The following is a 15,238-nucleotide window of genomic DNA, read 5'->3' as shown; positions in this document are numbered from 1 at the left end:
GGAGTATTTCAGTATGGGGTAGAGCCAAATTTTTAAGGCTGTACTTAATGTTTTTCTTAAGTACCTACCTATGACATAGATGTAGGTAAGGGGCGTGAGCAGGACGCGGAAGCTTTGCTCGGTTTTTACTTAGCCCACTAGGTTACAAACCTCGCGCCGCGATTAAATCGCCCCTAGATTGAACAAATTTCAATCCACAAAGATCAACACGCCCTTAGCCTTCACTTATATTTTTTATGGCGGGTTTATTGTGCTTTTCGTTTTACTACCCTAAAGCGCGACATTACTTATCACTTTGTCAAAAGGCGTTAACTAAATCATGTGCTTATTTAGATAAAAAATTAGCCCGTTAATTTACTTTTAATTGAGTATAAAAAAATGCCAGCAATTTATTGCTGGCATTTTTTATAGCTTACCTATTTATTACTTTGCTAATTTTTTAGCTAGGTATAACCATGTTTCTATTACTGTATCTGGGTTTAATGAAACAGAGTCAATACCCTGCTCTACTAACCATGCTGCAAAGTCTTCGTGATCTGAAGGACCTTGACCACAAATACCTACGTACTTTCCTTTTGCTTTAGCTGTTTTAATTGCCATAGAAAGTAGCTTTTTAATTGCAGGGTCACGCTCATCAAATAAATGTGCGATTAAACCAGAATCACGGTCAAGACCAAGCGTTAACTGTGTTAAATCGTTAGAGCCGATAGAAAAACCATCAAACATTTCTAAAAATTCATCTGCAAGTAATGCATTTGAAGGTAGCTCACACATCATGATTACTTTAAGACCATTATCGCCGCGTTTAAGGCCATGCTCTTCTAGTAATTCAATTACGCGTTTGCCTTCTTCAAGGGTACGTACGAATGGGATCATGATTTCTATGTTAGCCATATCCATGTCGTTTCTTACACGTTTTATAGCTTCACATTCTAGTGCAAAACAATCGCGGAAGTCTTCAGAGATATAACGTGCGGCACCACGAAAACCAATCATTGGGTTTTCTTCTTCTGGCTCGTATTGCTGGCCACCAACTAGGTTTGCGTATTCGTTTGATTTAAAATCAGACATACGAACAATTACACGCTCTGGTGCAAATGCACACCCTAGAGTAGAAATACCTTCAACCAGTTTTGTTATGTAAAATTCTACTGGTGATTCGTAACCGGCAATCATGTCAGTAATTTCTGCTTTTAATGCATCTGTTTGAGCATCAAAATTTAATAACGCTTTAGGATGAACGCCAATCATACGGTTGATAATAAATTCAACTCGCGCAAGGCCAACACCTGCATGCGGTAAGCGTGCAAAGTCAAATGCACGATCGGGGTTACCCACGTTCATCATAATTTTCATTGGTAGTTCTGGCATTTTATCAACGCGTGACGTTAGTATTTCAAAATCTAAAATACCTTCGTAAATAAAGCCGGTATCGCCTTCGGCGCACGATACTGTTACTTCTTGGCCCGCTTTAATTAAATCAGTTGCGTTGCCACAGCCTACCACTGCCGGAATACCAAGTTCGCGTGCAATGATTGCCGCGTGACACGTACGTCCACCACGATTTGTAACAATCGCTGCTGCACGTTTCATGATTGGTTCCCAATCAGGGTCGGTCATATCGGTAACTAAAATATCGCCTACTTGTACCTGATCCATTTCTTTGATTGAATCAAGAACACGAACAACACCGCTACCAATTTTATGACCAATTGCACGGCCTTCAACAACAACGTTGCTTGTACCATTTAATTGAAAGCGTTCCATTACGTTAGAGTCTTCGTTTGAGCGTACAGTTTCTGGACGTGCTTGAACTATATATAGTTTGCCGTCGTTACCGTCTTTTGCCCATTCGATGTCCATAGGACGACCGTAATGTTTTTCGATGATTACAGCTTGCTTGGCAAGTTCTTGCACTTCTTCATCTGTAATCGAAAATTTATTTGAAAGCTCAGGGGCAACATCAACGATGTCTACTTGCTTACCGTGTGCTTTATCTTCTGAGTAAATCATTTGAATGGCTTTAGAACCAATGTTACGACGTACTACTGAAGGTTTATTTTTAAGGAGTGTTGGTTTATGAACATAAAACTCATCAGGGTTAACTGCGCCCTGTACAACCATTTCACCTAAGCCGTAGCTTGATGTAATAAATACAACGTCTTCAAAACCAGACTCTGTATCAATGCTAAACATTACGCCAGATGCTGACTTATCTGAACGTACCATGCGCTGAATACCCGCTGATAGGGCCACACCACGGTGATCGTAACCTTGGTGAACTCGATATGAGATTGCACGGTCGTTAAATAATGAAGCAAATACGTGTTTAATAGCGACCATGACTGAATCGATACCAACAACGTTAAGGAAAGTTTCTTGCTGGCCTGCGAATGATGCATCTGGCATATCTTCAGCGGTAGCTGATGAACGTACTGCGAATGATACATCTGCTGCAGTATCGCCATGAAGTTGGCTATATGCGTCGCGAATGGCTTGATCTAGGTTTGGTTGGAATGGTGTGTCGATTATCCATTGGCGGATGTCGGCACCGACTTTAGCGAGTGTATTTACATCATCGACATCGAGTGTATCTAGGATGTTGTGAATTTTTGCTGTGAGTCCTGATTGATCTAAAAACTCATTAAAAGCATCTGCGGTAGTTGCGAAACCACCCGGTACTTGTACACCAGCGTTTGCTAGGTTTGAAATCATTTCGCCAAGTGAAGCGTTTTTACCGCCAACTCGAGGAACATCTTGCATACCAAGCTCTTGATACCAGAGAACGTATTCTTGCACGGATCTTTCTCCAAAAAAAACAAATTGTAGGTCTAACTGTGAGAGTTAAGAAAGAAAACCTTTTATAAAGGTCATCATCATTCTACACTGGCAATAGTCCTCACGTAAACCGTGAGAAACCCATTTTAGGGATTTAAACGCAATAAAAAGGTTAATTATGAGAACTGCTTTTTATATATCAGATGGAACCGCTATTACTTCAGAGGTGTTTGGGCATGCGACTTTGTCGTTGTTTCCTATCGATTTTAATCATAAAACAATTCCATTTGTAGAAACTGAAGAAAAAGCGCACGAAATTAAAGCATTAATTAATGCAACCGCTGCAAAAACAGGCGAAAAGCCATTTGTTTTTTTTACTTTTGTTAATCACAATTTAAGTGAAATTATAAAATCGGCTGATGCAGTCACGTATGACTTTTTAACTACATATAGCGAAAAAATAGAAAAAGAACTCAATGTAGCCCCTGTTCCAAAAATGCATCGTACGCATTCTATCCACGAAAAAAGTTATGATTTTAGAATTGATGCCGTTAATTATGCTCTTATGAATGATGATGGCGGAAATATTAAAAACTTTTCTGAAGCAGACATCATTTTAATTGGCGTTAGTAGAAGTGGTAAAACACCCACAAGCTTATACTTAGCACTGCAGTACGGCATTAAAGCAGCTAACTATCCTATTACAGAAGAAGATTTAGACAATGAAGGTTTGCCTAAGTGTTTAGCCCCTTATAAACATAAGTTATTTGGACTTACGATTGACCCTGAGAGACTTGCGGCTATTAGGCATCGACGTATGGCGAACTCTAAGTATGCTTCAATTAAACAGTGTCGTATTGAGGTTCGCGAAGTGGAAATGTTGTATAAGCGTCATAAAATTGCTTACTTTAATTCTACGCATCATTCTGTTGAAGAAATATCTGCAAAAATATTGATAGAAACAGACTTGGAGCGACGTAAGTACTAACTTACTCATCAAAGAAATAAAAAAACCGCAATTAAGCGGTTTTTTTTGTATCAATAAATATTATTTACGTGCGTCTTTTAGTAAATCAGCTACTAAAAAGCCTAACTCTAATACTTGGTCGGCATTAAGGCGTGGATCACACTGCGTTTTGTAACGCTGTGCTAGGTCATCGTCAGATAAACCGTAAGCCCCGCCAGTACACTCTGTAACGTGCTGGCCTGTCATTTCTAGGTGAACACCACCTGCGTATGAACCTTCAGCTTTGTGTACAGCGAAGAACTGACTGATCTCGCGCATAATATTGTCGAAGTTACGTGTTTTGTAACCTGATGTCGCTTTTTCAGTGTTACCGTGCATTGGATCTGAGCTCCAAATTACTTTACGGCCTTCTTGTTGAACTCTTCTTACTAGTGCTGGAAGTTTTTCAGGAAGTATATCTGCACCCATACGCGTAATTAGCGTTAAACGACCAGGAATGTTATCTGGGTTTAATGCATCAATTAAACGAATTAGGTCATCTGGGTCCATACCTGGGCCAACTTTAACACCAATTGGGTTTTTAATGCCTTTGAAAAACTCAATATGTGCATGATCTAGTTGACGAGTACGTTCACCAATCCAAACAAAGTGAGCAGAACAATCGTACCAATCACCAGATAAGTGGTCGCGACGAGTAAGCGCCTCTTCGTAACCAAGTAGTAACGCTTCGTGAGAAGTGTATAAATCGGTTTCTTTTAAGCTTGGCGCAATTGTAGAGTTAATTCCGCACACTTCCATAAACTCTAGTGCGTCTTGAATTTTATCAGCAAGCTGTTGGTATTTTTCTTTAAGTGGATTTGCAGCAACAAAGCCCATGTTCCAACGGTTTACCTGGTGAAGATCGGCAAGACCACCTTGTGCAAAAGCACGTAATAAGTTTAACGTAGCGGCACTATGATGGTATGCAGTCATTAAGCGTTGTGGATCGGGTATACGTGCTTCTTCTGTAAACTCGATATTATTAATAATGTCGCCACGGTAAGATGGTAAAGACACTCCATTAATTGTTTCTAAGTCTGCTGAACGAGGTTTAGCGTATTGACCAGCCATGCGCGCTATTTTAACTACAGGGCATTTACCGCCGTAAGTTAATACAACAGCCATCTGTAAGATTGTTTTGAATGTATCGCGAATGTTAGCGGCATTAAAATCGCTAAATGATTCTGCACAGTCACCACCTTGAAGTAAAAAAGCTCGACCTTCGCACACATCTTCAAGCTGTTTGAATAGGCTTCTTGTTTCTTCAGCAAAAACTAAAGGCGGTGCGGTTTTTAATTGGCTTTCTACTGATTTAAGTATTTCTTGATCCGGGTACTGTGGCTGCTGCAGTATTGGCAGCTCTCTCCAGCTATTTGGGTTCCACGATTGCATAATTTTTCCTCATTCCTACATTACCTGATAAGAAGAAATTAACGTATGCAGGCCCCTATGTTCAAGGACTAAATTCACTATTTTCCAATTATTTAGTTATGAGTTAAGTATAAAAGTAATCTTACTTAACCTAGGTGGTTATATAACATACACTTTAGTTTTATTTTGAAGAAACTAAAGTGTTTAAATACATGCGTTTAGAGCTAACTATTTATAATTTTAACGCATTGAGAATAAATAGTACATAAGTGTATGTTATACATAATTTAGCTAGGAACACATCATACTTAAATGGCAGCATCTGTAACCTTAACTTTACGCGGGCAATTAATTAAAAGCTATCAAATGCTATGTGCAGACGTAAATGTATGATATGAGCGTTTGTGGTAATCATTTATCTGCGCTTTAAATCCTAGACGCATAGTCTTGTATAGCACTCGTATGCAGGACTATATTCACAAGTGCCACAACTTAAAGGTGTGGTAGGCCATTAAGTTTTCTCTTCAAAGTGATAGTGCTAATTTACAATTCATCATGATTAAAGCCGCTACTGCTTGAAGTATCCTTAAAGAGGAACTGATATCAAAAAGCATTTGTAGTCATTGTAACCTTTAGCCTGATCACCGTACTGCCAACACGGTGTAATATGAGTCAGTAATTATAAATACTAGGACTGTTAGATAAATATATGAAAGTTATATAACTCCGCTTAACTCATTTTTCTAAACTTAGTTTTATCACCTACTACGTAGATAATCTAGTACTTGGCGTATTAGCCTTTTTATATACGACAAAGTAAATACTCCAATCTCATATGAATTAGTAAGGAGTTTCAATCTTTCTTCATTTATATACCCCACTACAAAGAACACATCATACTTAATTCAAATATAATATTACTATAAGCCCCGAGTACTATTTGTTATTTATTTAGACAAAGCAAAGTGCATGTAATAATATAAGACTAGTAAGATGTGTTCTTTGAGGTGTGTAATGGTAACTAAGGTACAAATTAGAAGTCAGTTTGATTTAATGAACGAATTAACTTTAAGTTTGATTGAAGAACTAAAAGAGTGTGAATTCTCCAAAGCGGAATATTATCAATTACCAGATGTAAGTAGTCTCGATGAGAGTAAAGTTCCAGAATCTATACTTGTTTCTAAAATCACTGGAGTACCGGCTCAAAAAGCAATCCTAAACTCTTTTTCAGACATGTATAAAAAATCAGGATTAAGCAGTCGTGTTTTAAAAAGGCACCCTGGTTTGCTCGTTATTAAAAATGCAGATAAACACGCTTTAAATAATCGTATAGCTCAAGTAAATAAAGCTAAAGCTACGTTTAAAGAATGTATTTTAGCTATTGATAGCAACGATGCTCGATTTGAGGCAGTTCACAATGCTATACCAAATTTAATAACGCTTGCTGCATATCGTAAAATTCATAGTGAAAGCAAATCGCCATTTTCGGTTAGGTTTACTTGGATGCACAAACACGCAACTAAAACGCTGACTAAAAAAATGGCTCTCGAAATGCTCGACAAATCGGCCAGTTATCGAAATCCAAGAATGATAGATCAACAAAAATGGCAATCACTTGTAGCTCAAGAGCAATTACGGGTTGCTAGTTTAGGCGAAAAGGAAAAACTTAGAATTCGCCGCCCTACTCGAGTGAGTCCACAGGTAAATGTGAGATATACGGCGCAAAATCGCTATCATGTGAGTGCTGCATTACCCTTTATTCTGATTAATCCAGAACCAGACGTAAAATTAGGTATATTACCTGATTATCAAAAACCCGAAACTCACCCTCGTAAGCGCGAGTATGATTTTTTGGTTGATAGGTTATATTTAGAACAGGTTGAGCGGTAGTCATTATGTTAAAAAGGCCACATAGTGTGGCCTTTTTAGTTATCCGTACAGTATTTAAAATAACGGTTATTATTTTTCTACTATTTCTTCAATTTTATCTTCATCAATCAGTACGGCATTTTCAACAATGCGTTTACCGCCTTGGATTTCAATGCGTTTATTGTGTTTGTTCAATGTAAGTATTTCATCGCAAAACTGATCAGACGGGTGCATTTCGTATGTGTAATCGATAATGTTACCGGTTTTGTCATCTTTAACATTTGTAATGCTGTATTCTGATATTGCACCTTTTTCAATCAAATCTTTCATTGTGGTGGTCATATCACGACGAAGTGCTTTTAATTTATTTTCGGTAATATCATCAGTTGAATAAATAGATCCGTATTTTTCCATAATTGAAAGTAATCTAAAATGGTACGTTTTACCTGGTGCTGCATAACGCCAAAGGTGATACAAACGAAGCATCATCCAACGCGATAATCCACGTTTTAATTCTTGAGCGCTATTAAAGTAATACCCTTTGTATTCAAGGTTATCAATCATGTTATGAACAAATGCATTTAAACAGGCAACACATTTTACATTGCCACCCTGACCTTTTTTGCCACTAAAATGCAGTGACGATAAAAAGTTCATGTTTGACTCGTAAAACGAATCATCTATATCAGAATTTTTAGTATCTGTTGCCGAATATTTAAATGAAAGTTTAGAACCTTGCAATGCTTCAAGTGACTCTTTTATTGCAGGATATGGCATTGACTGCCCTACCGCTTTGAGTTCTTGTGCTAATTCGTTCATAGAAAAAACAACCGCGTATTGAATACCGGATTTAAAATTAATTTTAACTATTTTGCCTTTAGAAGCTAAACGAATAAGTGCTCGCTCTACTTTTTCTTCTCTATCTGATGGCCAAACAAGGTATTCAACATCTTCGCCATCTTTGCGTGTACTTACAACAGCTGGCGTTATTTTTATTTCGCCATCGTACAAAATACCATCTACTTTTTCAGATATTTTACGCGTAATAATTGTTTTTTTAGGCGCTTCTTCAAGTGGCAATTTTTTATAGCCCGAGCGAACAAAGCGTCCCCACAAATCATAGTGATTAAACGTGTTTGAATATGCACGTAATCCATGTGCTGCGTTTTCAATAGAAATTCGCACGTCTTTGTTGTCTGTAAATAGTGCTAAACTTTCGTTATCTATTGCACTTTCCACCCCGTGGATTTGGCCCCTAAGTGTATCGGGCAAGTTATCTACCGAGATGTTGACCTTTCGGCTCATTGTTCTTATTTCCATTTTTATTGCGACAGCTAATAACAACACATTAAGCAACAAAAGTTAAATGTTTAAGTTAGTATAAAAGTGATCTGACTTTAAATAAAACGTTTGGATCACTATTATACTAAGTGATGTACATTACTTACGATTTCAGATCATATTTATACTAACTGGACTATCACAAATCTAATTTTTACTAACTCAGCTGTTATTTTGTCCATTACAATGGCTTAATTTTAAAATTAAGCACGACAAATACACCAAAAAATATATTCCCCTGTGGATAAAGCCTTACCGAGTTAGAATAGATCTGATCTGTACCAAGTACAGATCAGATCTATACTAATTAAAAGCGTATTTTTATGTTGCGACTAGTGCATAACTTTATAATTTACTTAGTAAAAAACTGATCCGCAGGGCTCTTTTTGTTCATAACTTCATGCGTAACCTGTGCATAACTCTATATTTAAAATAGACCTTAGTAAAAAGCTGATCCGCAGGTAGATAAAGATCTGATCTTAACCAAGTATAAACCTGATCTGCTTTTTTGAACATTATTCATATAAATCATAATGTTATGTGCTTATTTTACACCCTTAACCTTTATTACCTTATATATTTAACCACCTTTAAACTTCTTTATTTATACTAAGCAATATTAAAGGTGTAAAAATATTTTTAGATGTCTTGTTTTTAAAATGCATGTCGTCTTAAATAGTTGTTTACAGCTATTTGAATGGACATTATACTAACTGCCTAACTTTGAGGAAGAAAGTATGTCTATCAACAATAACGCATTAAGTACCTATCGGCTTTTGAAAGCCACAGCTGAAGTTGCTGAAAAATCATTAGAAGGACGTATTCAGCACTACCGTGCTCATCTTAAATCAGAAGAAAAAGAATTAAGAACGTATACACAAAAAGCAGCTGCTGATTTATTAGGTTGTAATAATCGTACTTTAAAAAGACGTCATGATAATGGCGACTTCGATGATTTAAACATAAAACGCGGTGCTAACGGTCACTATGCTTACACATTAGTAAATATTTTTGCTATGGCCGATATTATGGACATTAAACCAGATCATCGTACTGGTGATGACAAACTGCAAGTTATTGTAATTAATTCTCTCAAAGGCGGCTGCGGTAAAACTACCAGTATGGTTAATATAGCAGCAGCGCTTGCAACTACAAATATTAAACGTTATCGCATTGGTATTATAGATTTAGACCCACAAGGCTCTTCTTCAAGCTTTTTTCCTTCAAGTGAGCACGACCCGATTACTGTTGGTGATTTAATGCGTGATTGCATAGATTTAGACGAGGGTGAAACATGGCCTGAATTTGTGTCTAACTCATTTTTACCAACGCATATCCCAAATATTCGTGTATTACCATCGGGTATGGATGACTTTTACTTTGAGCACGAAACGGCAACATTGCTTAAAGATACCTCAAATTATGAGCAAACTCGCCATTACCACAAGTTACTTGAGAAAGTAATTGATCCCGTTAAAGACGAGTTTGATATTATCTTAATTGACACAGCACCTACCCTTAACTTTATGTTTTATAATGCATTAATGGCCTCTACTGCGATGCTTATTCCTGTTCATCCGGAAGCTGTAGATTTTGATGCTAATAACAAATATTTAAAACGACTAGGTGAGATTTACCATACAGTTGCAGCACTTGGCCATGAGGGCTGGGACTTTATGCAATTTTTAGTGACCAACTACGTGAAAGGTAATCACTCACAGCGCGATATCGTTAAAGATGTTCGTAGTGCATTTGGTCGCCAAGTAATGAGCTACCCAATCAATCACAGCTCCGCGATTACCGCTAGTTCATCGTCTTTCAACACTATTTTTGATCAAAAAGCATCAGACAGCTTAGCAAGTCGTGAGTCATTAATGCGCGCTCAAGAAAATATTAAAGATGTGGTCGATGAGCTAGAAATGCTTATTCGTTCAAATTGGCAGTCAACTCAATCAACACTCAATACCCCTAAGTAAGGATGTTAAATAAAAATGGCTAAAAAACGTAAAAATGACACCCGCTTAGATCCATTTGCAACTGCTGTAGGCAGCAGTAGTCTTGATGCATTACTAGAACAAGCGAATGCTGGCGATGTAATTAGAATGCCTGCACCGAGTGACCCTGCTCGTCAAATTACGCTTGTTTGTAAAGTGATCGCACATGCTGATATTGAATCTACCACTGGTGTATATGGCAAAAATCGTCGTGTACAAGCACTTCTAAACGAAAAGTCAGTATCAGACATTCTTCCTGCAATTCGTGAGGATGGCCGAAATCAACATCCTGCCCTACTTTGGGATCAAGGTGACAAAAGTTTAGTTCTGGCAGGTTCACGTCGTCGTATGGCCTGTATTTTAGGTAACGCAGATTATTTAGTACTTAGTTCAAGCGATTTTACTGATCAAGATGCAAAAATTTTAGCGGTATCTTCAGATCAATACATTGCTCCTAGTTTATGGGAGCTTGGCCAAGCATACCAACAAACTAAAAATGAGCTTATTGAGCAAGGTAAAAAAGGATCTTACAGAGAGATTGCCGCGGTAGAAGGTGTATCGCATACTGCAATTGCAGATGCAATTAAAGCTTATGAGCAAATTCCTGCTGATGTCATTGCGCTTTACCCTACTGCTAATCACGTAGGTCGCGAAGTCGCTAAAAAGCTTGTTAGCGCAAAGGAGCGAGACGAAGAGGCGTTTAATCAACTTGTTAGTGCCCTTGCTAGTGATGAAGAGTTAAATGCGATTACAAGCGACGACAAGCGTGCAATGGCGATCACTAGATGCCTAACTTCAGAGCCACAAGTAGCTGTTAAGCGCGAAGCTGTACTAGAAAATAACTTCATATCGGTACAACGCAATTTAAAAAGCGGTGATGTCTCTATCAAAATTGATAATAAAGTAATGACAGACAAGCGCTTAGAGCAATTAACTAAGTTATTAAGTGCCTTTAATTAGTTAGTTAAATAATGATCTGTCAGGCATATTTACTTAGTTAAATAGTGATCTGGCAGATTGTTTTGTTAGTAAAAATCTGATCTTTACTAGCCTATTTCCTCTTTAAATAATCATATTCCTTCTTCAAGATCACTTTTTTACTAACTAATATCCTCTTTTTAGCTACATTCCTTCATTTATTATTATTGTTAGTAAAATCGTGATCTGTAATGCCTACTTTTATGTTTCTAACTATATGTAACTTCTACCATTGCAGTTGTTTTAAATATTATTTTGTAAAATTGGATGCTTATTTTTACTTATAAACCGATTTTTTACTAAGTTATCAGCTCCAACCAGTTTATATCTTGTTAATAGTGCTTTAGCTCAGAGCACATAAGGCATATACTGGCAGGATTATTTTTAAAATTTAATGCTTAGAGTGACATGTCTGCTAACTTATCAAAAAATGATTTAATGGCTATTTTTGAAGAAATTAAAAATGAGCAGGCTACCCAGTTTCCTCTGTCTGAACGCTTTATTAAAAAACTTTTCCGTGAAAATGTTTTAGATAAAGGCAAAGAATATTACAAGAAAGGTCAAATCACTTGGCTAGAACACACCCCTAATTTTTCTGTAGTCGACTCTACTGTACAAGTGGATAATGGATCATCGTTTAACCAACGTATTGAGATCAGTAAAGTACCAACTGGTTATTCTGTTGATACGCATTGTACGTGTAATGCAAAAACTAAATGCCGACACTTAGCTGCTATTTTATTTAAGCTCAAAATAGAGCACTCTGGTGAATATGGCGAAGATTATTTTATTAATGACTGGTTTAGCGAATTAAGCGCACTTAAAAGTGGTGATCAAAACACGCCATCGCAAGTATTATTATTTGTATTAGATATTGAAAATAACAAAGTATTCTTAACACCTAAAATAGCGAATGTTGAGACTAAAAAGAATTACACGCTAGGTCGAAACCTGACTGAGCAGCAGTTAAATAGTTTTGTAACGCCGAGTGACTTACTTGAAAGTGATTTTAGATTATTTAGTTGGATACGCTCACAAAATGCAGTGGGAAGTATTGAGCTAAAAGGCCAGTGGGGTTTTAGTGCCTTACAACAGTTGATAGCTACAGAACGCCTGTTTTTCCAGCGTTCTCGAGTACCAATTAAGGCGCAATCGGGCCAAGCATTAAGTTTTAGTTGGGAGCAAGATAAAGATCTCTCACAATTAGTTATTAAGCTTGAGCAAACACAAAACTGGGCTTTATTAAAAACAACACCACCTACTTACCTCGATTTAGATCATTTAAAAGCGGGCCGTCTTCGCACCCCATTGAGTGCAGACGAAATAGCACATTTACAAACTATGCCTGCTTTGCATGACGCTAACTTTGATAGAATATATAAGCAGCTTGCCGATAACTTTGGTGCAGGTGTAATACCCCACCCTACTAATTTACAGCCAACATTGCCTAAAATCTCTAGTAATGCTGTTTTAAAAGTAACTATGGGCGATCAAGGTTTATCTCTTTCGTTGTTATTTAAGTATAAAAATAAAAACTATTTAGCAAGTGCAGCACCTGCAAGTACGATTAATAGTGCATTTGAAAATACTGTAACTAACGAACTAATTAACTTAGGATTTGAATTTTGTAAAGGGGGTTTACAAAGTGAACTGGTATTTACAAAGCAGTCTTTAATCCATTTGCATTGGCTAATATACGAAGTATTCCCTGGCTTTAAGCAACGTGGTTGGCAAGTAAGTGTAAGTAAAGTAACGAGTCCTAATCCGCAGTGTGAAGTTAGTTTACATGTACACCGCGCAGCAGGGCATCAAATGCACTGCAAAGTATTGCTATGTGATGCTAAGGCATCGCTGTTGTTTACTAATACTGACCCGCTATATCAGTCATTAAATCGCCAAAGTGAACTATTTTACTACTATCCGCTTGGTCGTGAGTTTGGGGTTATTAATAAGTCAGCAATTAACTTATTAAATGAATTTAAAGAGCGTTTTGAATTTGTAAAAACACGAGACGAATTTAATATTCCGCTTTCGTATTTACCTGAATTAGTAAAGCACACTGCTATAAACGTAGAGCTTCACGACGACTCATTAGAGCTATACTTACAAGAGCTAAATAGTCCCGATAAAGCAATTACTAAGGTTTCATTACATGGCTTAAATGACTCAGTAACACTTCGTGAGTACCAACAGCAAGGTGTTGACTGGCTTAGCTTTTTAAAACGTCACCAATTAGGTGGTATTTTAGCTGATGACATGGGCCTGGGTAAAACCTTGCAAGTTATTGCATTTTTAGCCAGTACATTTAACCGCCCGCAAGCGGGCCCTACACTTATAGTGTGTCCAACTAGTTTGGTGAGTAACTGGAAAAACGAAATTATTAAGTTTGCTAAAAGCTTAAAAGTCACCACTATTTTTGGTTCAAACCGTAACGATCCTTTACAGCACCTAGCGCAAGCGCAGTGTATACTTACTACATATCCACTTTTAAAGCGTGATATTGCATATTATTCGCCATTATATTTTGAAAATATAATCCTCGACGAAGCACAATACATTAAAAACGATACCGCACAGGTTTCGCGATTAGTTAAACGCTTAAATGCCGACTTTAAACTTTGTTTAAGTGGTACTCCAATCGAGAATAATTTACTTGAGCTTAAATCGTTACTCGATTTTGCTATGCCATCGTTACTTGGGTCTCAAGCCCACTTTAAGCAGCACTTTCAAACGCCTATTGAGCGTGAAGCTGATATGGAGAGAGCTGAGCAGTTAAAAGCGTTAATTATGCCTTTTATAATGCGCCGCACTAAAGCACAAGTAGCGCAAGAGCTGCCTGAAAAAACAGAGCTAACTAAAGAGTTTGAGTTTGAGCCTAAGCAAAAAGAAATGTATCAAGGTATTACACGTTCATTAGAAGAGAAGCTAATAGACTTATTTGCCGAACAAGGCGCACAAAAAAGTAAACTTGCATTTTTAGAGGCACTTTTAAAGTTAAGGCAAATTTGTTGCCACCCTAAATTAATAGATCCAGACACTCAAGCAGGCTCCGCTAAGCTTGAATGGTTAACAACACACTTACCGCTTATGTTAAGTCTCGGTCGTAAAATTATTATATTTAGTCAGTTCACATCGGCACTTGATTTAATAGCCCAACGCCTCGAAGAAATAAACATTAACTTTAGTATGCTTACAGGCCAAACGCGCCACCGAGATAAAGTAATCGACGAGTTTACCAGTGGTAAAACATCAGTGTTTTTAATTAGCTTAAAAGCTGGCGGTACAGGCCTTAACCTTACACAAGCCGATACAGTTATTCACTTTGATCCATGGTGGAACCCTGCTGTAGAAAAACAAGCGACAGATAGAGCTTACCGTATTGGCCAAACTAACCCTGTATTTGTGTATAAGCTCATAATGAGTAATTCAATAGAGCAAAAAGTATTTAAAATGCAACAAGACAAACAAGCCCTTGTAGATGCGTTATTTACTGATAAATCAATGAGCTTTACAAAGTTTGATGAACAACAAATGTTATCGCTAATTAAAAACTAAATTGATTTAAAAAGTTTTGATCTTTTTATGAACTTAATTAAAAAGCGGACGTCTACTATTATGCTTGTTGGTTAATTGCAGTTAGCACAAGCATCATGTTGATTCCCCATTTAGTTACTAATTTTAGTAATGATTAAGCCAGCCCATTTTGAGTTGGCTTTTTTTATGCCTAAAATTTAGCGTTCGGCACTTATTTTAAAAGTTTTTACTTTTTTATGAACTTAATTAAAAAACGGACGTCTACTATTATGCTTGTTGATTAATTGCAGTTAATACAAGTTTTCATGTTGATTCCCCCCATTTAGTTACTAATTTTAGTAATGATTGAGCCAGCCCATTTTGAGTT

The 15,238-nt window shown here is 37.1% G+C and carries 8 protein-coding genes; 5 read left to right on the top strand and 3 right to left on the bottom strand.

What is annotated here, in order from left to right; all coding sequences use genetic code 11:
* Nucleotides 1-423: 423 nt before the first annotated feature.
* Nucleotides 424-2,799 (bottom strand): phosphoenolpyruvate synthase, encoded by a 2,376-nt coding sequence (ppsA, locus tag I6E85_RS15610; RefSeq protein WP_197237126.1) that lies wholly within the window; start codon nt 2,797-2,799, stop codon nt 424-426.
* 157 nt (nt 2,800-2,956) lie between these two features.
* Here ppsA and I6E85_RS15605 point away from each other — a divergent pair, with 157 nt between their 5' ends.
* Complete coding sequence (locus I6E85_RS15605; protein WP_197237125.1) at nt 2,957-3,766, top strand: pyruvate, water dikinase regulatory protein; 810 nt, start codon at nt 2,957-2,959, stop codon at nt 3,764-3,766.
* 60 nt (nt 3,767-3,826) lie between these two features.
* On the opposite strand, the gene I6E85_RS15600 is transcribed toward I6E85_RS15605, so the two are convergent.
* A complete protein-coding gene (locus I6E85_RS15600; protein WP_008167282.1) occupies nt 3,827-5,176 on the bottom strand; it encodes a class II 3-deoxy-7-phosphoheptulonate synthase in 1,350 nt (449 codons plus the stop codon).
* A 993-nt stretch (nt 5,177-6,169) separates the two neighbouring features.
* On the opposite strand from I6E85_RS15600, the gene I6E85_RS15595 reads away from it, so the two are divergent.
* Nucleotides 6,170-7,045: a DNA replication terminus site-binding protein gene (locus I6E85_RS15595; RefSeq protein ID WP_197237124.1), complete on the top strand. Its 876-nt coding sequence runs from the start codon at nt 6,170-6,172 to the stop codon at nt 7,043-7,045.
* Nucleotides 7,046-7,114: 69 nt separating this feature from the next.
* Here I6E85_RS15595 and I6E85_RS15590 read toward each other — a convergent pair whose 3' ends face one another.
* Entirely contained in the window at nt 7,115-8,329 is a 1,215-nt protein-coding gene (locus I6E85_RS15590; RefSeq protein ID WP_024591590.1) for a hypothetical protein, read from the bottom strand.
* Nucleotides 8,330-9,102: 773 nt separating this feature from the next.
* Between I6E85_RS15590 and I6E85_RS15585 the strand changes: the two genes are divergently transcribed.
* From I6E85_RS15585 to I6E85_RS15575, 3 genes are all read left to right on the top strand, one after another.
* On the top strand, nt 9,103-10,341 hold the full coding sequence (locus I6E85_RS15585) for an AAA family ATPase (protein ID WP_007583176.1): 1,239 nt from the start codon (nt 9,103-9,105) through the stop codon (nt 10,339-10,341).
* Between the two features lie 15 nt (nt 10,342-10,356).
* A complete protein-coding gene (locus tag I6E85_RS15580; RefSeq protein ID WP_165727943.1) occupies nt 10,357-11,319 on the top strand; it encodes a transcriptional regulator in 963 nt (320 codons plus the stop codon).
* A 426-nt stretch (nt 11,320-11,745) separates the two neighbouring features.
* The gene (locus I6E85_RS15575) at nt 11,746-14,892 is read left to right on the top strand and encodes a DEAD/DEAH box helicase (RefSeq protein WP_197237123.1); all 3,147 of its coding nucleotides are present in this window, start codon (nt 11,746-11,748) and stop codon (nt 14,890-14,892) included.
* Nucleotides 14,893-15,238 lie beyond the last annotated feature (346 nt).

This window comes from Pseudoalteromonas sp. NZS71 (assembly GCF_015864715.1).
GTDB lineage: Bacteria > Pseudomonadota > Gammaproteobacteria > Enterobacterales > Alteromonadaceae > Pseudoalteromonas > Pseudoalteromonas arctica.
The sequence above is the reverse complement of the archived record's forward strand: the minus strand, read 5'-3'. Positions and strand labels throughout refer to the sequence as shown.